The organism is Methylomonas fluvii (assembly GCF_014850975.1).
In the GTDB taxonomy this organism is placed as follows: Bacteria; Pseudomonadota; Gammaproteobacteria; order Methylococcales; family Methylomonadaceae; genus Methylomonas; species Methylomonas fluvii.
In genome coordinates, this window is sequence record NZ_JACXST010000003.1 from 483,097 (window position 1) to 505,581 (window position 22,485).

Consider the following 22,485-nt stretch of genomic DNA (forward strand, 5'->3'; position numbering starts at 1 on the left):
ATGAAATTGACTCAATGATTAAAGGTATTGCCCCATATCCACAGCTTGCAAGAAAAATTCATCCCTAACAATCGCCGTAGCCCGCGTAGGGCGTATTAGCCATAGTGTATACGCCGGATTTCATCGTTCCCACGCTCCGCGTGGGAACGCAGCCTCGGACGCTCCAGCGTCCATCACCAAACGTCGATCTCTATCAACCCCGCCAAGCCTTGATAGTTGGCGGCACTGGAATAACGCCAATGCTGCGGTAAGTTGACATAACCGCGCTTGACCGGGTTGGCGTGGATGTAGTCCAGCTTCTGCCGCATCATCACTTCGTTCAAAATCATTTCGGCATGTACGCCCTCTTGCCAGAACTGGTATTCGCGATCCCGTTTATGTGCAGCTTTGGCAAAATGCAGGCGTTGCAGCAGGCGCTCGGCTTTTTGCTGCTGGAGGTGGTCGATGATCCGGCGGGCGGTATAAGCTTTGAAGCTGGCAACGCATTTGTCGAGTTCCGGGACCTGGGAGATAAAGTGCAGATGGTTTTCCAAAATCACGTAGCCATAGAGTTTTAAACCTGTGTGTTGGCGTTGGTATTGCCAACTATCGAGGACGATTTGCACGGTTTCCGGGCGGGTAAACACGTCCAGCCATTCCACGACGGTGCAAGTCATGAAATGGGGTTTGTCGGCTTCGGTGATGAGATAACGGCTTCTTCCCATACTTTACCTTGATTCATAAAAACGCCCGAGCGTCCGGGGCTGCATTCCCACGCGGAGCGTGGGAACGATGATAAATCACGCAGCCGTAGCTCGTAGCGTGCGGTGAGGTAACGAACCGCACGGAACATGTAAATCAATTCGTAGTCGGCGAAGCTTGATAAGCCACACCAAACCGCTCGGCAAGTTTCGCCAACCGTTTGTCCAACGTCCACAGCTTGGCGCCGGGCGTAATCAAAACCGAGGCTAGCAACTGCAAATCGATTAGTCCGCAACCCAAGCCATATAGTGCTTCACGTTCGATAAAGTCTTCCACTTCCTGCAAACCGGCTTGATTGCAATACCTTAGCTAACGCAGGTTGTTCAGGGTTTGAGTTCTCGGCGCGGGCGGCGTGCCACAGGCCAATTCGGCAACAATCAGCGGGTGAATCAACACCGAATCTGAAACGAGCAAACGAACCAAGTCTTCGTTACGATTTTTGAAATGGCCAACCCAAACCGAGGTATCGACCAATATCATGCAGACGGTTCGGTTTGGCCGCGTTCTCGGGGAATATCCGCCATCTCCGGCATGGTTCCACCCAACGCAGCCGAGCGTTTAGCGGCCTGAATCCGCACGAAGGTTTTCATCGCTTCCCGGAAGATTTCGGTCTTATCCATGTCCGGATCTGCCATGTCCAGGGCCTTTTGGTACAACGCATCGTCTATGGTTACAGTGGTTCTCATCGTGTTTTCCAGGCATCAATTTTGATGATGTACTGTATCAAAAATAAGCTCATGGGATACGATAAGCAGCATGCACCGTTTGGGTATCGTTCGCGATTTGTACGGTTTCCAAGGTCACCAGCACCTTTTATAGCCGCTGGTTACGGGCTAAAAACCAACACGAAACTTGTCAACAAACCATCGCCAGCCCATAATCCGGCTTACTTTTTGTCTTACCTAAAGGAGATGTCTGTGTCTACCACGACTATTACCTTGTCGAGCAAGGGCCAGGTTGTCATCCCCAAGGAAATTCGCGATGAATTGCATTGGGAAGCCGGTACGGAACTCACGCTGATTGCCAATGCCTCAGGCGTTACGCTGAAAGCGGTGCCGAAGAAATCCGGCCGTAATTTGGCGGATTTAATCGGCATGCTCAAGCATGATGGGCAACCTTTATCCACTGTGGCATTATGCCAGCCGGTGGACCTCAATGAAGAAGACAGTTTGGATGCCTCATGATTGCTTTTGATACCAACCTGCTGGTGCGGGCATTGGTGGATGATCATCCCGAACAGGTGGCGGTAGTTCGGCAATTGATTGCCAGCGACAGTATCTTTATTTCTCGCACGGTTTTACTGGAAACCGAATGGGTGCTGCGGGCTCGCTATAAGAAAACTCGCGAGCAACTTAGCGCTTTTTTCTTCGCGTTATTGGAAATTGACAATACGGTGGTCGAGGATGCGGAAGCCGTCAGCCATGCGCTGGAATGGTATTCGCAAGGCGCCGATTTCGCCGATGCTTTGCATCTGGCGGCTTGCGATAGGGCTGTGATGCATACCTTCGACCGCGATTTTTGCAAGTCCGCGCGCGACGCAGGTATTGCGCCGGAGGTGCGGATTTGGGACCTGTAAATTCCTTCAAGCTCGGTTCGAACGGGTTGCCAGAAATCATTAGAAGCGAATTTGCAAAAACCATCTCTCGCGCAGCCAACAGTGATCGGCTTTGCCCTAAGGGCTGAGGGTTGTGGCGACCACGGCCGTGTTAGGCATCACCGATGATCGGATGGCGGTGTATTTCATCTGCCGGCGCAGTTGAGTTTGCGGCTGGTTTCCGGCTATAGCGCGACAGTAAGCGTATTCCCCTTGAACAATGGCTGGATTAGGAGCAGCCAACGACGTTTGCTTTGGGAGTTGCTCCCTAGCGTTCGGGCGGATCATCTAAGCTTGTGGGCTGTTGGCCTTTTCATGCAACTGGATGTTGATCAACTTGATGGTCGCCAAAATGCCGGCAAACACCTGGTTGACGTGTACGCCGCGGGTTTTGCGCAGTTCGGTGCCGCAATCCCAGGTAATTACGCATTCGGTCAAGGCGCTGGTGTGGCCGCCTTTGGGGATGCGGATTTCGAAATCGGCCAGTGTCGGCAAGGTGTAATCATAATGTTGCAATACCTTGCCGATGGCGTCGATAAAGGCGTCGAAACCGCCGCTGCCGGCCCCGGTGGTCTGGTGTTTCTCGCCTTTGACATCCACGCGGATACTGACCGTAGACGGCAAATCCAGACCGCTGTTGATCGAGCAAGCCAGTAATTTGATGTGCTGATAGCTCTTGCTTTCCAGCACGTCGGCGATGATGAACGGCAAGTCGTCGGTAGTAATGGTTTGTTTGGAGTCGCCGATACTGACGATGCGCGCCAGAACCTTCTTCTGGTCTTCTTCCGATAGATCCAGCTCCAGCTGCTCCAGATTTTTTTTCAAAGAGGCTTTGCCGCTCATCTTGCCTAAGGCATAACTGCGAATCCGCGAAAAGCGTTCTGGGCCGAGCTTGGTTTTATACAAACCGCCTTTCTGGTCGCCATCGGCATGGATACCGGCAGTTTGGGTGAACACGTCGGCACCGACGATGGGCGCATTGGCGGCAACGCGCTTGCCGGAGAAGTTTTCTACCATTTCGCTGATGCGCACCAAATGGCTCTCGTCCACGGACAGTTCCATCGCCATTTTATCGCGCAGCACCACCGCCACTTCGGCGATGGACGCATTGCCGGCCCGTTCGCCCAAGCAGTTGACAGTGCAATGCACGGCGCTGACGCCGGCCCGCACCGCCGCCATCACGTTGGCAGTCGCCAAACCGTAATCATTGTGCGGATGGAAATCAAATTGCAGCGTTGGGTAGCGCTGGCACATATCGCTGAAGCTGGCGAAAACTTCGTCAGGCGACATCACGCCCAAGGTATCGGGGAGCATGAAATGGCTGATCGGAGCCTGTTGCAAGCGTTCCATCAAGCCGTAAACATACTCCCGGCTGTCTTTGTAACCGTTGGACCAATCTTCCAGATAAACATTGATCTTCAAACCTTGCTCGTGGGCATAGGTAATGGTTTGCAGCACATCGGCGCTGTGTTGCTCCAGGGTTTTGCCGAGCTGTTCGCGGCAATGTTTTTCACTACCCTTGGCCAGCAGATTGATCACGCTACCACCAGTCGATTTGATCCAATCGACGCTGCGGGTATGATCGACGAAGCCCAAAACTTCAACGCGCTCGGCAAAACCTTCGTGTCGTGCCCATTGATTGATCAGGCTGACGGCTTCCTTTTCGCCTTCCGAAACTCGGGCCGAGGCGACTTCGATGCGGTCAACGCGCAAAAACTGCAACAAAGCTTTGGCGATGCTGACTTTTTCCATCGGCGTAAAAGCAACGCCTTGGGTTTGTTCGCCGTCTCGCAGCGTGGTATCCATTAACTGGATGTGTCTTGAATGGGTAGACATGATTTTGTTGTTCTCGATGCGTCCTGTAGCGGTATCTGACCAAGTTAATGCGTAGACAGGGCAGAGCGATAGCGACACCCCGTGCAAAATTTAGTAAATGGCCTTTGTGCATAAGCCCGTCGCGCGGCTTATGAGCAATCTGATTGCTTATTCCGGGAGAGACTGAACTATGCGTAACGTGCCATTTTCGCCTAAAACAGAATGAATTGGCAATTTGCGGCTAATTCCGGGGCTGCGAGCAGCCAAACTCAGGGGAGGGAAATCGGCACTCGCGTTCCTCGCTGGGAGCCGGAGAGTTCTGAGCGGAACGATGATTAAACGACAGATATTTTTTGATGGTTAGGCGGAGTTTTTACATTCCGCCTATTTTTGCCGAACAATCGGAGTTGGTGTTTGCCGATAAGCCCGACGGTTCAGCCTAAAAATGTCGTTACTCTTTAGTCCACTTAGCCGCTAATTGCGCGGAAAGCTGACCAAAATAAGTACCCACTACAATTGAGATTGAAATCACCAGCAAAGGATTGCTCAGCGACACGCCGAACAAAACTTCTTGCGTCAACTTGTCCGGTGTTTGTAATAAGTATGCGAAGGTAGACGAATAGCCCAAGACGCTGGCGGGAATGGTTGCCAATTGCGGAAAATTGGCGGCCAGGCACATCACCACGACCGCAAAAGTCACCGTAATGGCGGCCATTGCCGGAAAGCCTAAGGCAGTGTCCGGCGAAATACCGGTCAAGATAATCGCCGTTACCCAGGCCATGAATACGCCGAAAATCCCGCAGACGATAGTATTTTTTAAGGCTTCCTTGGTCGCACCCAAGAAAAAATAGGCTGCCCAGGCAATGGTAGCGGCCCAGATAAAGAACACGCCGCTGGCCGGTCCCACCGCCAAAAATGTGGCTACGCCCGCCAATACGCCAATGCTTAAAGAAAGTGCTGTAAGTTTGTCCATGTTTGTCCCTCTGATATTACGCCTCATCGATGGTGATTTACTCGATGATGCATTGAGGCTGCCCTGCAAAACCGAAATCCATTTACGGCCAAGCAATCCCGCCTCGACCCGTTTGAATGGTAGCAGAGAATAGCCTCCAGATACCAATCCTCGGCTGGTTTAAATGCATGCACTGTTATGGGGCTTGATCATTTCGACCAGCGGAAGTGTCAGGTAACGCCGGCGCGCAACCTGAATTATTTGGCTGCAAACCTCAAAACCGCCAGCATATTTAAGGGCTGGCGGCTAAGAGTATTTGCGAAGACAGACGTGCTTTAACTAAGACTCAGACAGACCGCGTAAAGATTTCGCGCCGGCGGTAGCCGACAAAACCGAGCAGGGTTGAACCAAATAACCAAAAAGCGGCGGGAACGGGTACGGGAGCAGCGACGACTGTCCGCGCAAATTTGTCTGAGCAAGTTGGATCGGGTTGCGCTGCACATGCTGTGCTGGCGATTTCCAGGCGACTCTCGGCGTTAACAAAATCCTTCAAAATCGGATCTCCGTTCTCATCCAGAACCGGCGCACCGTTTTCATCTAATTGCGGAGCCCTAACCGTACCGCGAAAAAATATACCCAATCCCGCTGTATAAAACTCGTAGTTGCCGGCTGGGGCTGCGCCATTTTTCGGGGTAAATTCGCCGAGCAAATACTCAAAGCTATCGCCAGGGTTCAAGGCGATATCAATGCTGCTCAGGCTGGAGTCGAAATTGAATTCGTAAGGTCCGGAAGAGCAGCTATCGGCCAGAAATGTACCGGCACAACCAATAGAAGAACTCAAAGAAATATGATCCACGGCGATAAGTACGCCATTGTCTATGTAGCTGCTTTGGCTAGTGTTTGAATCGTAATAAGAAAAGCTGGTTGGGTAGTTGGCCGGATTGATGCCAAACGGCGGGTTACCGCCACTCGTGCTGGAAAAAACCAAGGGATCTGATGTGGCGTCCAAACTTAGTTTCAACCAAATCGGAATGTTATCGGTCGCAACGACAGTGCCGGTCGGTTGAACAAAAGATAGACTACCGCTGTAGGCCGCCTGAGCATTGGGTAGCCAAGCCAACGCCAATGCGGAAACAACAAATCGAAATTTAGACATAAGGTATTTCTCCAATTTATAAGCGCTTGAAAATCATTGCTCTAACGAACGAGGCAGCCCTGCGGTAAAAGTAGATTCGCTTCGCGGTCTTAAGGCGTTCGTCCCGCGGGAATGAAGAATGCCGAGAACGTAAGGGCCGGGTTAGTATTCTAGGCAGATAGCCGTCTGCACGATTCAAATCATAACAAAATATTGTCGGGTTTATATGACAATAACGCTTTATCGAATTGTCCCGTGTGTCAATGAATTGCCGCGGATTTCTTGGCGGCGCCAACCTTTGAGAGAATGGAGCCGGAAAATTTCAAGCTAGTTGTCGCCTCAATGCAAAAACTCATGCGGCTATATTGCCCTAGCTGGCGGCCTCCTGGATTGTGGTGTTGGACGTGTGTTGCGTATCGGCCCGATCGGGATTGAGATACACGGTATGGACGCGGTTCCAGCGGCGGGTCTGTCGGCTCCAGCGCCGGGGGGTTTGAGCCTTGGCTTGTTCGTACAACGCCTGGCGTTGAGCAAGCAGCGCTTGGTCCAAGCCGGCATGGCGTTGCGCCGGGGTCACGAAGCCGATGGCGCTGTGGCGGTGTTCGTGGTTGTAACCTGAAGGTCATAAATACCACTGCACGAGATCAGCCACCCAGTGCCGGGCGGACGTTAAGTCGGCAAACGGTTGCAACGGGTATGGCGGACGGTATTTCAAGGTTTTGAACAACGATTCCGAATAGGGGTTGTCGTTGCTGACCGCCGGTCTGCTAAAGGACGGCATGATGCCGAGCCGTTGCAGGGTGGCCAGCATCGTGGCGCCTTTCATTGGGCCGCCATTATCCGAATGCAGGACGACCTGTTGGGGCCGCAGGTCTTCGCGCTGATAGATGTCCCGTAACAGCTCGCTGGCCAATTGGCCGCTTTCTGCCTCGAACACCTGCCAACCCACGACCTGCCGACTGAAAATATCCAGGAACAGGTAGAGATAGTAGAACCGGCCTTTGACCGCCGCCGGCAGATAGGTGATATCCCCGCTATAGAGCTGATTCGGCGCGGTGGCCGTCAGCGCCTTGGGCTGGGTACGGGGCTGGCTGGGGCGCTCGCTACGGCGGTGCTTCAGTTGCCTTGCGGCTTTCAGAATGCGGTAGAAGGTCAATTCGGACGCCAGATAAATCCCTTGGTCGGCCAGGCGCGGGACAATCTGGCTGGGCGGCAGATCGGCAAACTCAGCCGAATTCGCGACGACCAAGAGGTGACTCCGCTCCGCATCGCTCAAGGCATGCGACGGCGTATAGTGCCGTTGCGGCCGGCGGTCTTCCGTCAATGTTTCCCCGGCCTGCCAACGTTGCAAGGTGCGCGGGCTCAGGCCCAGTACGGCACAGGCTTGGTCCTGGCGAGCACCGGCCGCCGTGGCTTCGGCGACTGAGTCGACCAGCTGCTGGCGCTGCGGAAGGGAGGTCATTCGACCTCGCCCTCCAACAGCGCCCGCACCTTTTCTTGTGCCCTGTGGGTATTTGCAGGATCAACAAGGCAGCGGCTTCGGCTAGTGCTTTCTCCTTACGCTGGAGTTCGCGTGCCAGACGCTGGTTCTCGGCCTTGAGGCTACGCAGATTCTGGCTTTCTTCGCGATCAGGACGCAACCTGGCTGAGGCGCAAAACTCGCTTTTCCACTGCGCCAGTTGATGGGTAAATACGCCACGCTCCCGGCACCAGGCATTCAGCGCCTCGCCGCTCAAACTATGGCTTTCCTGGAGGGCCAGCAAACGTTCTTCGGGCCGCCAATCTTGAGGCCGCTGGGCGGACTTGGCTGTGACAGGACGGTGATCGGTCGAGGAGGTGTGGCTCATCCAGGTTTTTAGGGTATGTATGCTCAGGTTTCATTCATCGGCAACCGTTTGAATGGATCGGTTGCCCCGGCTGTAGACTTTCGCCAACGCTTGGTCTTTGAATGCATCAGAATACTGCTTTTTGGAACGGCTCATGGTTCATCTCAAATTTCAAAAGGAATGGAAATTTGAGGCGACAACTATTCTGACTCAGGGGGGTATGTCCATCTCACTCAGCACCGACCCAGTATCGTTGGCAGGTGCTGGACCTGATGGTAATCGTCGACTGGCAGCTGGATCAGGCTGCCGGTCACGATGAGGTGCTGACACTTGCCAAAGTCTTGCTGCAGCAGGGTGCCGAGCGGGTTGCGGTGTACCCTCGTTGGGTGGATTTTAGCGAACAGGCCTTTGAGTACGATTCCCGCTTGCCGGTTGGTCAGCGTTGGGTTCAGGTGCGAGAACAAATTGTGATTTATCGCCGACGCGATAGGCCAGATAATGCGATTTCTATCTGAAACACTGGATCTTGATGATGCTCCGGAGGGCGTCGGTGCGACCTCTGTTGGTGGACAGGATCCGGACCGTTCAGCGCTCGAAAGAATCACCTTCGATACGCTGGACTTGCCCTGTTTTCTGGTGCGGGATGACTGGTTTGATCTCAATGGCAAACGCAAGCCGGGTGTCTGGTTTTGCTATCAATCTGCCGCCGCAGTCGGCAAACCGGTGACGCCGACGGCGATTCGCATTTGTTCGCCCCTATATGTCGCGGCGGTCACCCATACTGAAGACGGCCGCTATTTTGGGTAGGTTGCTGCGATTTCTCGATACCTTATGGCGCTGGCGGCAGTGGGCAATGCCGATGGAATTGTTGCGCGGTTCCGGTGAGGAACTGCGCGGCGAGTTGTTGGCGGCTGGCGTGGAAATTGAACGGCGTCATCGCGCCAAACTGGCGGATTATCTGCAATGGCAGGTACCGGACAAGTTGATCATAGCGGCCTTGCAAACGGGTTGGACGGCGGATGGCAAAACGTTTGTACTACCCGAACGCATTCTTGGCGATCAGGACGTGTATTTACAGAGTGATGCCATTCATCAAGCGGCATCCTTGCGATGTGGCGGCGAATTTCCCCAATGGCAGCAATTAGCTGCTTTGTGTATCGGTAATTCGGTATTGATGGTGTCTATTTGCGTGGCACTGGCCGGCCCTTTGTTGAATAAAACGCATCAGGAGTCTGGCGGTGTCCATTGGATAGGCGATACCAGTACCGGTAAGACCACCGCCTTGGTGCTGGCCGCGTCGGTATGGGGTGGCGAGGATTTCAAGCGCAGTTGGCGGGCGACATCCAACGGTATGGAAAGCGTGGCGGTAATGCTATCCGATACCTGTTTGTGTCTGGATGAAATCAACGAGGCCGCCCCGCAAGACATCGGTGCGATTGTCTATTGCCTTGGCAACGGTACCGGTAAGACAAGAGCCAATAAAATCGGTGCGGCGCGCCAGGTGCAGCGTTGGCGATTATCAATTTTGTCGACCGGTGAGCGTTCCATTTCCGCGGCCATGCAGGAAAACGGCAAACAAGCCAAGGCCGGGCATTTGATGCGCTTATTGAATATTCCGGTAGCCCGTCGCTTTGGCGTATTCGATGAACTGTATCAATTCGGCGATGGGCGAACATTGTCCGATCATTTCAGAACACAGTGCGCCAGGCACATTGGGCATGCGGGCGTGCGATTTGTGGAATACCTGCTTCAGCAGGGCGACGCGGATTTTGTCAGCGTATTGTTGCAACTGGAAACCCAATTCCTCTGCCCGGATAATCAAACGGCGCGCGCCGCTTCGAAATTTGCCTTGTACGCCATGGCCGGCGAGTTGGGGATCGAAGCCGGAATTTTGCCTTGGCCGTTAGGTTCAGCTTTGGCCGCTTGCCAAGCGATGTATCAGCAATGGATGCTCGCAAGAGGCAGTGGTCTGACCGAACATCGGCAAATCCTGCAGAACGTCACTGACTTCCTGTTGAAACATGGCGACAGCAAATTCACCGACAAAATGAATCCGCAGGAAAAGCCGCGTGCTGATCGATCAGGCTGGTATGTGGATAGGGCCGGTGAGCGAATTTATCTGTTTACCAGTGCGACACTGCGCGAAGCGGGTGGCAATTTCGATTTTAATCGGGTGCTGGACGCGCTGGAGACGGCACAGTGGATCGTCGAACATGACCAAGGCAAGCGGTCGAAAAAAACCGCCATCAGCGGTGTCGGCAAATTAAATCTGTATTGGTTACAGCCCTTGTATGATGAATTTTAACAACCGATAGCGCAGAAAACCCGATTAAGCTGTGATTGTTCATTGGGAGGCCGTCCCACCCTGAGGACTGGTAGTTTACCAGAGCCTGTTGTGTAGATTGGCCCCCGCCCTATTCACCCATACCGTGGAGTATCCGAGGCTTAGAGCCTGCATACACAAGGAAGGTAGGTGCATGCGCAGGGTCGGGAACCGATGAATAGTGTACTTCCCTTTAAACTGTATTTAAAAATGATGATGACGAACCGCCCGCTCAATACCCCCGCTGAATCTAGCCATCGCCTGCAAAGGCCGGTTCTACTATCTCTACCTGTTCCTGGATATTTTCAGTCGGCAGGTCGTGGGTTGGCAGGTGTTCGAGGCAGAAAGCGGCCAATTGGCCAGCGAGCTGTTACGGGACATCTATCAGCGCGAAGACCTGCGGTCCCAACAGGTCGTCCTGCATTCGGATAATGGCGGCCCAATGAAAGGCGCCACGATGCTGGCCACCCTGCAACGGCTCGGCATCATGCCGTCCTTTAGCAGACCAGCGGTCAGCAACGACCACCCCTATTCGGAATCGTTGTTCAAAACCTTGAAATACCGTCCGCCATACCCGTTGCAACCGTTTGCCGACTTAACGTCCGCCCGGCACTGGGTGGCTGATCTCGTGCAGTGGTATTTATGACCTTCAGGTTACAACCACGAACACCGTCATAGCGCCATTGGCTTCGTGACCCCGGTCCAACGCCATGCCGGCTTGGACCAGGAGCTGCTTGCTCAACGCCAGGCGTTGTACGAACAAGCCAAGGCTCAAAACCCCCGGCGCTGGAGCCGACAGACCCGCCGCTGGAACCGCGTCCATACCGTGTATCTCAATCCTGACCAGGCCGATACGCAAAACTCTGCCAATACCACAAACCAGGAGGCTGCCAGCTACGACAAAATAACCGCATGAATTTTTTACATTGAGGCGACAACTAGCTTGAAATTTTCCGGGAAACACATCGTGTTCGAGACGGGTGAGCAAGCGTCTGCCGTGATCTTCCGTCCATTTAGCCTTGAACTTTTCGTGCCACTCGCGGGCGACATATTCGAAGCTATCGATGATCGGCAGACCGGACTCTAGCCGCTTTTCGTTTTCCGCTGCCAGTTGTCGGGCGACCTTGACTTCCTTACGCTTATCGCTGGGATCCAGGCCATTGGCTACCGAGACCCTGGCGTCTTCGGCCTTGCGTCTGGCATCGACCAGACCAGTGGTGGGGTAAACGCCCAGCGAGAGTGTTTTGCGCTTGCCGTCAATGCTGTAATCAAATCGCCACCACATGGCACCATTGGGCTTGATTAGTAAATAGAGACCACTACCGTCATTCAAGCGTCGGTCCTTGGCGGCAGATTTGGCGTTGCGAAGTGTGGCGTCGGTAAGTATATGTTTTGCCATGCAGAACTCCTCGATTTACAGTAACTGCAGTAACTTTTTTCGTAAACTGGAAGTTACTGTAAAACTTACTGCATAAATTCCGGGGAGTCGCTATTTTTGCCGAAAGATTTTTTCGAGCTTCCCAGCAGGAAAAAATCGGCAAAAATCACGCGACCGCTTATGCCTTCGGCGCCCCGATTCGTCCGCGTCACCTCGTTTCGACCCAACAAGGGGTCGAAACATCGGCTCTCGCATGACTTGACGCCGTGTCGCGATGCCTTGCAGGTTTTCTCCGCTTCGCTGCGAAAACCCGCCCGGCGCTACAGCTATCGGGGACTAAAAATCTTCACTCCGCTGGCGCTCCGTTTCCAAGATTTTCAGCGGTCGAGTGTTACTGGATTTTGACGCACTTCATTGGACAATAAAAAACCCGCGAAGCCAGTAAACTTGCGGGTTTTTGGATTGGGTTGCACCCTATTGGATGCATAATTGGTGCCTCAGACCGGAATCGAACCGGTACGACCTTTCGGTCGCGAGATTTTAAGTCTCGTGCGTCTACCTATTTCGCCACCGAGGCCTTCTTAGTGATGAACTGCGAAGGCCGCGAATTCTATAGTACTGATTAAATTTGTCAATTGAAAAATGGCAAATGATTGTCTGCTTAGCCGATGGCCGCGGAATCACAATCCGTCGGGTGTCAAACTGCTTGTTTAATCCTAACCAAAGCGTTTTCCAGATTGGTCATGCTGGTGGCGATGGATATTCTGATATGGCCCGGACAACCAAATGCCGAACCGGGTACCAAGGCCACGCCAGCTTTTTCGATTAAATATTCGGCAAACTCCAGGTCGTCGTTGATGCCATCCAGTCGACTCAACAGTTTTTCCACATTCGGGAAAACGTAGAACGTGCCGTCTGTAGGCAAGCATTCAATGCCATCGATGCTGTTCAGTTCGGCAACGACATAATCGTGGCGTTTTTTAAATTCCACCATCATCGTGTCGATGCAACCTTGATCGCCGTTCAGCGCTTCTTCCGCAGCCACTTGGGAAATCGATGTGGGGTTAGAAGTGCTTTGCGATTGGATGATGCACATAGCATCGATCAACGGTGCCGGGCCGGCAGCATAGCCGATCCGCCAACCGGTCATGGAATAGGCTTTGGATACACCGTTTAAGACGATGGTGCGGTCATAAAAGCCGGGGTGGGCGTTGAGGATGTTGACGAACTCGCCTTTGTTCCAGAGGATTAATTCGTACATGTCGTCGGTTGCGATCAACACGTCAGGAAAATCCAATAAAACGTCGCCCAGTGTTTTTAATTCTTCCAGGCTATACGCAGCGCCCGTTGGGTTGGACGGACTGTTAATGACCAATAAGCGGGTTTTTGGGGTAATCGCGGCGCGCAATTGTGCCGGGGTGATCTTAAAGTTTTGCGTTTGTCCGGCTTCTAAAATCACCGGGACGCCGTCGGCCAGCAGGACCATATCCGGATAGGATACCCAGTAAGGGGCAGGGATGATGACTTCGTCGCCGGGATTAAGCAGCGCTTGCGCCAGGTTGAAAAAGCTTTGTTTGCCGCCGCAGGACACCAGGATTTGATTGGGCTGATAATCCAAACCGTTATCGCGCTTGAATTTGGCAATGATGGCTTTTTTCAAGCCGGCCGTACCGTCCACGGCGGTGTATTTGGTAAACCCGGAGTTGATGGCTTTAATCGCGGCGGCTTTAATATGCTCCGGCGTATCGAAATCCGGCTCGCCGGCACCCAGACCGATAATATCTTTGCCGGCCGCACGCATCGCGGCAGCACGGGCGGTAATAGCCAGGGTAGGGGAGGGTTTGACCGCTTTTACGCGGTTAGACAGGTTAATGCTCATGATGCCTCGGTCGAAATTAACTCAAATGGTCGCTATTATACGGCATAACGCTAAAATCGCCTTATTCCTGAAACGATCTGCTGGTTATTAAATAGGGGAAAAACATCAATTCGAAAATTTTAAGCGTCGATCTTCCGCATAGGCTGCTAACTCGTTCAGTATCCCTTGATTTGCATTTGGCTCGTCCCGCAGTAGCTTAATTTTCGCGGTGAATTGCTCCAGCGTTAGCCCGCCAGTCGTCAGTGTGCCATTTAGTTTGTCGCGACAATATTGCTGCCAGAGTTGGCCGTCTTCCCTGGATAGGGTATGCGGATAATTCCGGGCACGGTAGCGAAACAGCATTTCCTGCAAACGGACATCATCGAAATCGGCAACAAGCTCGGATAGTTTCTCTGGCTTGGTTTGCCTAATCCGCGTCATGATGGCTTTATCGCTGTTGCTGAAAAATCCGCCGCTGTAAATCATCAAATCAGGATCGTTAGGTGAGTCTTGATATTGCCGGGTAAAGACTTGCGACAGCTTTTCCGCTAAAGACGGCGCAGTCTGAATCTGCTGCAAATTTGCTTCGCATCTGCCTAAATCCAGTTGCAGCCGTTCAGCATCGGCCGGGCGTATCACTGACAAAGGCGCCAATACGGGGGCTTTGTTGATATGTACGGTTTTTAAGGGGATTCTGGCAATGCCTTCCGGCAGTGATTCGGTGGCAACAAACAGCCGTTGCTGAATTTCTTCCGCGCTTAACTCAAGTAAAGGCGCCGGATCGACGGAAAGATCGTAAACGATAACTTCGTTGTTATTGCTTGGATGCTGCGCTAACGGCAGAATCACGGCCAGGCTATTATTCCGAGCCGAAAAACGGCCGGATACATGAATTAAGGGCTTAAAGCTACCCAGTTGTAATAGGTTTAGCGCAGTGTTTTTATAACGATTGTTCAATAAATAATTGAATAGTTTTGGCTGCCGCTCCCTGATTAATTTAGCCATTGCGATGGTTGCATACACATCCGATAACGCATCATGGGCAGCTTCATGGGCGATACCGTTGACCTTGGTGAGTTCTTCCAATTTAAAGCTGGCGAGACCGTCGGCATTAACCGGCCACTCGATGCCTTCAGGCCTCAAGGCTTTGGCGGCGCGCACCACATCGATAATATCCCAGCGCGAGTTGCCGTTTTGCCATTCGCGCGCATAGGGATCGTAAAAATTACGGTAAAGCAGGTTGCGGGTGACTTCATCGTCGAAACGGATGCTGTTGTAACCGACGCCGCAGGTACCGGGTTCGGCGAGTTGCTGATTGATAATGGCGGCAAACTCCGCTTCGCAAACGCCTCTTGCGGCGGCCAATTGCGGGGTGATACCGGTAATCAGGCAGGCTTCGGGGTGTGGCAAGTAATCGTCGGCGGGCTGGCAGTAGGCCATGACGGGCTCGCCGATGATGTTGAAATCCACGTCGGTGCGGATGCCGGCAAATTGACTGGGCCGGTCGCGTTGCGGATCGATGCCGAAGGTTTCGTAATCGTGCCAAAAAAAAGTTGCTGTAGTCATTAAATACGCGCGGGTAGGGGGCAGAGTCGGGAAAATTTCCGCAAACATGCTTTTGCGAATACTTGCGGACAGATTTTATTTTATAATCGCCCGCTCCATTTTATGTGTCCATCATAGGAAAGTGTTATGAAAAAAACCTCGTTGCTCGTTTCAACCGTTTTATTTTTGTTTGCCGGTTTTGCCCATGCTCATGGTCCGGTCAGAGCAAAAATGACAGCCACCATCACTGTTGATGCCCCAGCGGCCAAAGTGTGGGATTTGATCAAGAACTACGATGATATGTCTTGGCACCCAGGCATTAAAAGCGTGAAAGGCGACGGCACCAATAATAAAGGCGCTATCCGCGTGTTGACTTTGGCGAACGGTACCATCACTGAAGAATTAAAAGCCTATGATGCCGCTAAATTCTCTTACAAATACAAAATCACCGATATGAGCTCAACCGGCACCATTAAACACGCCGGTCAAGACGAGCCGCTGCCAGTATTGCCAGTGGGTAACTATGCGGCAGAATTGTCCGTGAACGATAAGGGCGGAAAAGCCGAAATCGAGTGGGTGGCCACTTACTACCGTGCCTATGTTAACAACAACCCACCAGCCGAGTTGAACGAAGAAACTGCCGATAAAGCGGTTAGCAATGTTTTGAAAACCGGTCTGGAAGCGATTGCTAAAAAAGTAGGCTCAGGTTCCGCCGCGGTTGAGATCGACATTAAACGCTAGGCTGTTGTTATCAGGTTCTCGGTAATTCGCGCCGAGAACCCTCGCTCCCCATTCCTGTTATTCTCACCATGCGCATCAGATATTCGTTGTTGGCTTTTTCATTGTTGGGTGCATTCGCATCTGGCGTTAGCGCTGATTCGCGCGCTTTTATTACCAATCAGTTGGATAATTCGGTATCGGTTATCGATACCAAAAGCCAACAGGTCATTGAAACGATCAAAGTGGAAGGTAAGCCGGCTGGCGTTGCGCTGAATCAACCGAAGAAACAGGTATATATCAGCACCCCGGAAGGTGGCGGTTTTGCGGTTTTGGATAGCGAAAAACTCACTAAATTGACCAAGGTTAAGGTCGGTGGTGCTTCCCTGGGAATCACCGCGGACAGAAAGGGCGAGCAGGTTTTTGTCGCTGATTGGTATGAAAATTCGGTGACGGTTTTCGATACCAAAAACTTCGCGAAAATTAAGACGATTACGGTCGGCAAGTCGCCGTCCGGCATGACCGTTAGTCCGGACAATCGCTGGCTATATGTTGCCAATCGAATCGACGATTCGATTTCGCAAATCGATTTAAACAAGCTGACTATCCGCAATACCACCAAAGTCGGCGCGCATCCGTTTGGCATAGTGGTGGACAGTCAGGGTAAGCGTTTGTACTCCGCTAACGTGGAAAGCGACAATGTGACCGTTTTGGACGCCCGCAGTCTAAAGCGTTTGGCTACCATCAAGGTTGGCGCCAGGCCGTATGCGGTTGCACTGGCTTTGAACGACAGTCTGCTGTTTGTTACTAATCAGGACGATAGCACCGTATCGGTCGTTGATACCACCACATTTAAGCAAATTGAAGTAGTCGCAGTGGGCGACAAGCCGGAAGGCATCAGCACGCATCCGGACGACCAAAACGTCTATGTTGCCAACTGGTTTGACAATAATGTGTCTGTCATCGACGCTAAAACCCTGAAAGTGGTAAACACGATTAAAACGGGGGAGGGCTGCCGCGCTTTTGGCGAGTTCATTACGCGCTAGGCGATTCGGCATTTTGATGGCCGCGCTTGTATGATAGACTGCGCGCCGTTGCTAACCTCATTGAGAAATATATGGCTGAAACCGTTGAAGATTTAACCATTAGTTACGAAGACGGCGGCGTTGAAACTGTCAAAGAACTGGACAAAAAAATCCTGAGCAAGGGCGCTTGGGCTACGGTCATTTACCGTTATCAGGATTGGGAACCGGCTAAAAATCAATATAGCCGGGATAGATTTAGCATTCGCCGCTATCAAAAACGCAACGGCGAATATCAGCAAAAATCCAAATTCAATATTTCCAGCGAAAAACAAGCGCAAGAGTTAATCGACGCGCTACAAGGTTGGTTGGCGGAAGGCCAATAAACCAATTCAGTTTAGCGAGGCGTTTAATAAGCCTCGCTACGCTAATCCACCCATTCATAGATCTCTGTCAAAGTCGGATCGCATTTGCAGCAACTGGTGCCGCAGGAAGCACCGACAGGACTCAGTCGCACCTTGCCTTTGTTGATCCACTTGCCGAGCATGCCGCGCAAGGCATCGGCATCCATATGAAAATGCAAAACAAGATCGCTCAAGGTCACCCGACGTTTTTCCTGCAAATAGCTGCGTAAGTCGGACAATATCATTGCGGGACTCCACTGGTTTGGCGCACGCCGTAAAATCGCAACAGGAATAGCACTCCAGCAAAGATAAGCGTTAGTGCCAGTATCCAACCGATGGCTGAATGGGGGTGCTGGGCATAAGTCATGCCTTGGTAGAAGAGGGTGGCGGTCAAGTAAGCCACAAAAGTAGTCCAGCACACCACGAATAAAGCCCAACTGCCGTTGGTTTCTTTATAGATTGCCGCTGTGGCGGCTACGCAGGGTGCATAAAGCAAGATGAATAACAAATAGGCAAACGCACCGATTTGGCCGTCGAAATGCGCTTGCATGACCCCGAATGTATCGAGTTTGACTTGTTGCTGTTCCGCTGCCGTAGCCTGATCGGATACATTCGCTATGCCTAATCCCAACGGATCCAGAAGTTTGTCGGCGATTGCCATTAGGTTGTCCGGTACCGTTTGACAAGCCTTTAACAAGGCTTGCTGTAAATCAAAGCTTTTTTCTTCTTCGTCATGATCGGAAACAGCCATTTGGCTGTACAACGCATCCAAAGTGCCGACTACGGCCTCTTTAGCTAACACGCCGGTAAAAATGCCGACAGTTGCGGGCCAGTTATCGTGGGCGATGCCCATAGGCTGGAATACCGGTGTCAATGTACGGCCGATTTCGCTTAGTACCGATTTATCGCTATTTTCTTGGCCGAAACTGCCGTCCGTACCCAAAGAATTCAATACATTCAACACCAGCACCATGGGCACGATGACTTTGCCGGCGTTGAAGATAAAGGTTTTTAAGCGCTCCCAGGTTTTGGTGTAGACGCCTTGCAAAGTGGGCAAATGATAAGCGGGGAGTTCCATCAAAAAAGGTGTAGGGTTGCCGCGCAGCAGGGTGTGGCGCATGATTAAACCCGTCAACACCGCCACTACAATCCCGAATAAATACAAACCAAACACCAGATTCTGGCCGCCGACAGGGAAGAAAGCTGCGGCAAACAAGGCGTAAACGGGTAGGCGAGCACCGCAGGACATAAACGGATTCATCAGGTTGGTCAATACCCGGTCGCGCTGATTGTCCAGCGTCCGGGTAGCGATAATCGCGGGCACATTGCAGCCGAAACCGACGATCATCGGCACAAAAGACTTGCCGGGGAGGCCGATGATGCACATGAACCGGTCCATTACAAATGCAGCTCTGGACATGTAGCCGGAATCTTCCAGCATCGATAAAAATATGAATAAAAAGCCGACGATGGGAATAAAGGTAGACACCACTTGAATACCGCCGCCGATGCCGCTGCTGATCAACACCACCAGCCAGGCCGGCCAATTCATGCCGGTTAACAGTTCGCTTAAACCGTCCACCAGCAACGCGCCGACCGCTTTGTCGAAAAAGTCGACGAAAGCACTGCCGATGTTGATGGTAAACATGAACATGGCATACATCACCAACAAGAAAATCGGAATACCCAAAAATCGATTTAAAACCACACTGTCAATCTTATCGGTGGTGCTGCGGGAGACCTCGTTGAGCTTGCAGACACTGGCTTGCACGAGTTGGTTAACCAAACCATAGCGGGCGTCGGCGGCGAGTATATCGATTTCGTCTTGGGTTTGCGCTTCGATGTCCGCACGCAATTGCTCGGCAGCTTTTTGCAGTTCAGGGCCGGCAAGCTGCTTTGCCAAAGTGTCGTTTTCAAGCAAGCGTAAGGCAAGCCAGCGGCGGTCACAAACTGAATCGACAGATTGCCGCGCCAATTGAGGCTGTAATTGACTGACAGCTTGTTCTATAGCTGGATGGTAATTGACTTGTAATGCGGGAATGGGCTTGCTGAGGCAGGCTTTATTGATCACATCGCGCAATTCCTTAATACCGGCACCCGTTGCCGCGGTGACCGGCACAACCGGGCAAGCCATTTGCTTGGCAAGCAGTTCAATATCGATTTTGATGCCGCGTTTCTTTACCGCATCCATCATGTTCAGGACCAAAATCATCGGCACCCGCATTTCTATCAGCTGCGAGGTCAGGTAAAGATTTCGTTCTATATTGGAAGCATCGACAATATTGATGATTAAATCGGCTTGGCGGGAAGCGACGTAATCGCGCGCGACTTTTTCGTCCAGGGAGACACTGTCGTCATCGGCTTCTAGGGAATAAGTGCCGGGTAGATCGACCAGACTTATCTGTTTGCCTTGGTGCGCGTATTCGCCGGTTTTTTGTTCAACAGTCACGCCAGGCCAATTGCCGACGTGTTGTTTGGAGCCGGTCAGGGCATTGAACAGTGTGGTTTTTCCGCAATTTGGGTTACCAACCACGCCAACAGTAAAATCCATACTCATACTTTTTCTATAAGTAAGACCGAGGCTTCGTTTTTACGCAGCGACAATGAAAAACCGCGAATTTTGATTTCAACCGGATCGCCCATCGGTGCAAATCGCGTAATAGTAAATTCGGTGCCTGGCGTTAAACCCATGGCCAACAACTTCTTGCGATAGACGCCACCCGATTGATCGAATCCAACTATACGGCCTGTATCGCCAGTCGCCAGCGTTTTAAGATATGTCGACATGCAAGCTAATTAATAATTGTTCTCATTAAGTTGCAATATAGCACATCATCCTAAAGGGATGACAGCATTACTTTACGGAATAGTTATAGCTAATAATAAATTCGCATAATGTATATTATCGACCGTTTGCACCCTGTAAAAATCGCCACCATTCAACGATAACCCAGCCACTAGCACCCACCCAGCGGCAACGCTTAAACGCTTTGCTAGCGCACTCCACGCGCCTTTTGTCTCTCCTTCGCTTCTTGCCATTGCCGCTGCTAATAGCAACTCTCCACGGTCAACGCCTAACAGGTCTGCCATTTTTATGGCAGTTTCGTCTGATATTTGACCTCTTCTTCTTCCTGACGAAATCGTTACCTTGTTAATTCCAAGGTTTTTTGCGGCCGCATAGTCACTTCCGCACTTATCTTTTAATTCGTCGAAATACTCATTTATCGTTTTCATTTCTATTTTCCGAATATTAGTTTTATCAAAACTATTGTTATTGCCACTATCACGGCGTTGCCCGCAAGCCTTCCAATCCACCAAGCAATTGTTTTTTTAGGCTCTTGTTTTTTAAGCATTTCCGGGTTCCATATTTGCCCCGTAACTTTTTGTTTTTTTTCGCCTTTCTCTCCAATCGCCTTTTGATACCAGTCTCTATCTTGTAGTCCCATTTCTTACCCCTTGGTTTGCATGTTGCAAACTTTATGCTTGACAACCCTTCGTTTCAATAGATAGCATTTTGCACACCGTATGCATTGCGCATACCATCACAAAACATAGAGGCGAAGGCTATGAACTTAAAACTGCATTCCAGATTTTCCAGATTTTCACAACGTCACCCGCGCATGTTTCGCGTTTTACGCCGTGAACTTCACTCTGTTTCCCGTGTACAGCTCCCCATCCGCGTCATCTGGGGCTTCGCTTTATACCTCCCAAACTCGGCGCACCTTCGCCGCCGCGCTGCTGCCGTGAAACCAGAGCAGTTCGGCCCCCAATATCCGTTTGTAGTCGGTGCCTAACATGCGCCGCCCAACGATTCAGGAACTAGCCGCCGCGACTATCGCCGCCGCTGAAAAATCGCGCCGTATGGCTTTGGGCATTTGGTCGCCCAACATCATCGAAGAGCGTTTGGAAGGTTGCCTGGAAATGGCAGCTCACCAAGACGGTGCAGAAAACCAAGTGCGAAAGTCTAGTGACACTCGCACTTTACCGCGGAACTCCGCGGTAAATATTCAAATCGGGATGGCTTAATCATGTTTTTCGATTGGCTGTCCTGCTATCAAGATTTCGACTTTGATCTACCTATCATCGCGAACGATGGTTATATCTATATCGATTTTGTTACAGGTGACACTAAACAAGCTAGGCAAAATCGGATTAATCACGAGGGCAGTTTCTCAACCTCGATACAGGTCCAGGTTAAAGGCCGTCGAATTTACGTATCAGGCAACCCCAGCCGATTCAACCGCCTAGATAACGTGTTTGGCTTTTCAACGATTGAACAGTGCGTGGCCGTTTATAACGGCATCTTGGAAGGCTTCGGCCTTCCTCTTTTTACACCTTGCACCTTTCAAGGCTTTAGAGAAACCGTTACATGTGACGGAAAACAAAGATTGGTTCCTTGGGCTAATGGCCTGGTTATCACTGAGCTTCATTGCACCACGAACATATCAGTAGGGAAGGGCTGCACTGATGCTTACCTCAAAGCAATTGCCATGTTGCCTTATAGAAACTCGGTTCCCCGTCTGCATACCAACGGCAAAACAACCGACTGGTTAAGCAAACAAGGCAACGCTCGCGACTTATATGCGAAGGTTTACGAGAAAGCCAACGAACTCAGCCTTAAAACTCTGCCCCTTTTTAAAAAACGCTACGGCGAACGCTCCGACGAATTTCAATACATGCAATCCCTTGTCAATTACTGCGAAGAGGTCGGCATGGTGAGATTCGAGCAAAAATTTCGGGGGTCATTCCTCCGTAAAAACAACCTCCATTTTTGGGGGCTATCCGACTTTGAGACCCTGCAACGGTTACACGAAGATTTCTTGAACATAGATGAAAAATTAAAGGTGTCGGCCATGAACTTACAAACACTTACCGAAACGCTTCTGAGTGAAGGCATATGCAAAAGCACTCAATCTGCAAACTCAACCGCTCTTTATGCCATCAACTGGATGAACGGCCAAAAGTACAGCGCAGACAATCGCCAAGCCCAAATGCACCGCGCCCGGCTTCGTAAGATCGGCATCGACATTCTAAAGCCTTGCAACCTAACAGTATTCAGCCCGGTGATAGTTAAGGAAGTCATCGAGATTGAGAAAAGATCAGTAACGCCGCCGTCGTTTTACAGGCATCCAAACCATTTGCGGCTTGCCGCTTGATCTAAACCCCGTTGAGGAA

General features: G+C 51.5%; 24 protein-coding genes, 1 tRNA gene and 3 pseudogenes. 11 read left to right on the forward strand and 17 right to left on the reverse strand.

The annotated features are described in order from the left end of the window. Positions 1–173 precede the first annotated feature (173 nt). From EBB_RS19685 to EBB_RS19695, 4 genes are all read right to left on the reverse strand, one after another. Positions 174–704 (reverse strand): REP-associated tyrosine transposase, encoded by a 531-nt coding sequence (locus EBB_RS19685; RefSeq protein WP_192395445.1) that lies wholly within the window; start codon positions 702–704, stop codon positions 174–176. Positions 705–837: 133 nt separating this feature from the next. Further along, a complete protein-coding gene (locus EBB_RS26070) occupies positions 838–1,017 on the reverse strand; it encodes a hypothetical protein (RefSeq protein ID WP_225587618.1) in 180 nt (59 codons plus the stop codon). Positions 1,018–1,050: 33 nt separating this feature from the next. Continuing rightward, entirely contained in the window at positions 1,051–1,221 is a 171-nt protein-coding gene (locus EBB_RS26075; RefSeq protein ID WP_223146879.1) for a type II toxin-antitoxin system VapC family toxin, read from the reverse strand. Further along, positions 1,218–1,427, reverse strand: a complete 210-nt coding sequence (locus EBB_RS19695) for a type II toxin-antitoxin system VapB family antitoxin (protein WP_192395446.1) — start codon at positions 1,425–1,427, stop codon at positions 1,218–1,220. The genes EBB_RS26075 and EBB_RS19695 overlap by 4 nt, the downstream gene beginning before the upstream one ends. Positions 1,428–1,658: 231 nt before the next feature. Between EBB_RS19695 and EBB_RS19700 the strand changes: the two genes are divergently transcribed. Next, positions 1,659–1,925 carry an AbrB/MazE/SpoVT family DNA-binding domain-containing protein gene (locus EBB_RS19700; protein WP_223146880.1) on the forward strand — a complete coding sequence of 89 codons (267 nt, stop codon included), beginning with the start codon at positions 1,659–1,661 and terminating at the stop codon, positions 1,923–1,925. Then, positions 1,922–2,317 carry a type II toxin-antitoxin system VapC family toxin gene (locus tag EBB_RS19705; RefSeq protein WP_192395448.1) on the forward strand — a complete coding sequence of 132 codons (396 nt, stop codon included), beginning with the start codon at positions 1,922–1,924 and terminating at the stop codon, positions 2,315–2,317. The genes EBB_RS19700 and EBB_RS19705 overlap by 4 nt, the downstream gene beginning before the upstream one ends. A 306-nt stretch (positions 2,318–2,623) precedes the next feature. Here EBB_RS19705 and EBB_RS19710 read toward each other — a convergent pair whose 3' ends face one another. The 4 genes and pseudogenes from EBB_RS19710 to EBB_RS19725 all read right to left on the reverse strand — a co-directional run bounded on the left by EBB_RS19710 (position 2,624) and on the right by EBB_RS19725 (position 8,219). Continuing rightward, positions 2,624–4,171 carry a hydroxymethylglutaryl-CoA lyase-like TIM-barrel protein gene (locus EBB_RS19710; RefSeq protein ID WP_192395449.1) on the reverse strand — a complete coding sequence of 516 codons (1,548 nt, stop codon included), beginning with the start codon at positions 4,169–4,171 and terminating at the stop codon, positions 2,624–2,626. A gap of 430 nt (positions 4,172–4,601) precedes the next feature. Further along, positions 4,602–5,123 carry a DUF1097 domain-containing protein gene (locus EBB_RS19715; protein WP_192395450.1) on the reverse strand — a complete coding sequence of 174 codons (522 nt, stop codon included), beginning with the start codon at positions 5,121–5,123 and terminating at the stop codon, positions 4,602–4,604. Between the two features lie 325 nt (positions 5,124–5,448). After that, positions 5,449–6,258, reverse strand: a complete 810-nt coding sequence (locus EBB_RS19720) for a hypothetical protein (protein WP_192395451.1) — start codon at positions 6,256–6,258, stop codon at positions 5,449–5,451. 349 nt (positions 6,259–6,607) lie between these two features. After that, a pseudogene (locus EBB_RS19725) lies at positions 6,608–8,219 on the reverse strand (IS3 family transposase). Between the two features lie 104 nt (positions 8,220–8,323). Here EBB_RS19725 and EBB_RS19730 point away from each other — a divergent pair. From EBB_RS19730 to EBB_RS26080, 4 genes and pseudogenes are all read left to right on the forward strand, one after another. Beyond that, entirely contained in the window at positions 8,324–8,578 is a 255-nt protein-coding gene (locus EBB_RS19730) for a hypothetical protein (protein WP_225587620.1), read from the forward strand. Next, positions 8,562–8,870 (forward strand): hypothetical protein, encoded by a 309-nt coding sequence (locus tag EBB_RS19735; RefSeq protein WP_192395453.1) that lies wholly within the window; start codon positions 8,562–8,564, stop codon positions 8,868–8,870. The genes EBB_RS19730 and EBB_RS19735 overlap by 17 nt, the downstream gene beginning before the upstream one ends. Further along, entirely contained in the window at positions 8,863–10,368 is a 1,506-nt protein-coding gene (locus tag EBB_RS19740; protein WP_192395454.1) for a DUF927 domain-containing protein, read from the forward strand. Before EBB_RS19735 ends, EBB_RS19740 begins: the two co-directional genes overlap by 8 nt. Before the next feature lie 268 nt (positions 10,369–10,636). Then, positions 10,637–11,302 (forward strand): annotated as a pseudogene (locus tag EBB_RS26080) (transposase); the annotation flags it as partial. Positions 11,303–11,353: 51 nt separating this feature from the next. Here the strand turns inward: EBB_RS26080 and EBB_RS26775 are convergent. The 4 genes and pseudogenes from EBB_RS26775 to sbcB form a co-directional block, all read right to left on the reverse strand. Next, positions 11,354–11,785, reverse strand: a pseudogene (locus EBB_RS26775) (Arm DNA-binding domain-containing protein); the annotation flags it as partial. 469 nt (positions 11,786–12,254) lie between these two features. Continuing rightward, positions 12,255–12,341 (reverse strand) — tRNA-Leu (locus EBB_RS19755). A 120-nt stretch (positions 12,342–12,461) separates the two neighbouring features. After that, positions 12,462–13,643 carry a pyridoxal phosphate-dependent aminotransferase gene (locus EBB_RS19760; RefSeq protein WP_192395455.1) on the reverse strand — a complete coding sequence of 394 codons (1,182 nt, stop codon included), beginning with the start codon at positions 13,641–13,643 and terminating at the stop codon, positions 12,462–12,464. A 105-nt stretch (positions 13,644–13,748) separates the two neighbouring features. After that, positions 13,749–15,188 carry an exodeoxyribonuclease I gene (gene sbcB / locus EBB_RS19765; RefSeq protein WP_192395456.1) on the reverse strand — a complete coding sequence of 480 codons (1,440 nt, stop codon included), beginning with the start codon at positions 15,186–15,188 and terminating at the stop codon, positions 13,749–13,751. 126 nt (positions 15,189–15,314) lie between these two features. Between sbcB and EBB_RS19770 the strand changes: the two genes are divergently transcribed. The 3 genes from EBB_RS19770 (at position 15,315) to EBB_RS19780 (ending at position 17,292) form a co-directional block, all read left to right on the forward strand. Beyond that, positions 15,315–15,908: an SRPBCC family protein gene (locus tag EBB_RS19770; RefSeq protein ID WP_033156245.1), complete on the forward strand. Its 594-nt coding sequence runs from the start codon at positions 15,315–15,317 to the stop codon at positions 15,906–15,908. Between the two features lie 68 nt (positions 15,909–15,976). Further along, on the forward strand, positions 15,977–16,930 hold the full coding sequence (locus EBB_RS19775) for a YVTN family beta-propeller repeat protein (RefSeq protein ID WP_192395457.1): 954 nt from the start codon (positions 15,977–15,979) through the stop codon (positions 16,928–16,930). A gap of 71 nt (positions 16,931–17,001) precedes the next feature. Further along, complete coding sequence (locus tag EBB_RS19780; protein WP_192395458.1) at positions 17,002–17,292, forward strand: hypothetical protein; 291 nt, start codon at positions 17,002–17,004, stop codon at positions 17,290–17,292. Between the two features lie 41 nt (positions 17,293–17,333). On the opposite strand, the gene EBB_RS19785 is transcribed toward EBB_RS19780, so the two are convergent. The 5 genes from EBB_RS19785 to EBB_RS19805 all read right to left on the reverse strand — a co-directional run bounded on the left by EBB_RS19785 (position 17,334) and on the right by EBB_RS19805 (position 20,756). Beyond that, the gene (locus tag EBB_RS19785; protein ID WP_064010863.1) at positions 17,334–17,555 is read right to left on the reverse strand and encodes a FeoC-like transcriptional regulator; all 222 of its coding nucleotides are present in this window, start codon (positions 17,553–17,555) and stop codon (positions 17,334–17,336) included. Continuing rightward, positions 17,552–19,867 carry a Fe(2+) transporter permease subunit FeoB gene (gene feoB / locus EBB_RS19790; protein ID WP_192395459.1) on the reverse strand — a complete coding sequence of 772 codons (2,316 nt, stop codon included), beginning with the start codon at positions 19,865–19,867 and terminating at the stop codon, positions 17,552–17,554. Before feoB ends, EBB_RS19785 begins: the two co-directional genes overlap by 4 nt. After that, a complete protein-coding gene (locus tag EBB_RS19795) occupies positions 19,864–20,097 on the reverse strand; it encodes a FeoA family protein (RefSeq protein ID WP_020481201.1) in 234 nt (77 codons plus the stop codon). Before EBB_RS19795 ends, feoB begins: the two co-directional genes overlap by 4 nt. Before the next feature lie 72 nt (positions 20,098–20,169). Beyond that, complete coding sequence (locus EBB_RS19800) at positions 20,170–20,544, reverse strand: hypothetical protein (protein ID WP_192395460.1); 375 nt, start codon at positions 20,542–20,544, stop codon at positions 20,170–20,172. Positions 20,545–20,546: 2 nt separating this feature from the next. After that, a complete protein-coding gene (locus EBB_RS19805) occupies positions 20,547–20,756 on the reverse strand; it encodes a hypothetical protein (protein WP_192395461.1) in 210 nt (69 codons plus the stop codon). A 349-nt stretch (positions 20,757–21,105) separates the two neighbouring features. On the opposite strand from EBB_RS19805, the gene EBB_RS19810 reads away from it, so the two are divergent. Further along, positions 21,106–21,336 carry a hypothetical protein gene (locus tag EBB_RS19810; protein WP_192395462.1) on the forward strand — a complete coding sequence of 77 codons (231 nt, stop codon included), beginning with the start codon at positions 21,106–21,108 and terminating at the stop codon, positions 21,334–21,336. A gap of 2 nt (positions 21,337–21,338) precedes the next feature. Beyond that, positions 21,339–22,466: a phage/plasmid replication domain-containing protein gene (locus tag EBB_RS19815; protein WP_192395463.1), complete on the forward strand. Its 1,128-nt coding sequence runs from the start codon at positions 21,339–21,341 to the stop codon at positions 22,464–22,466. The last annotated feature ends 19 nt before the right edge of the window (positions 22,467–22,485 follow it).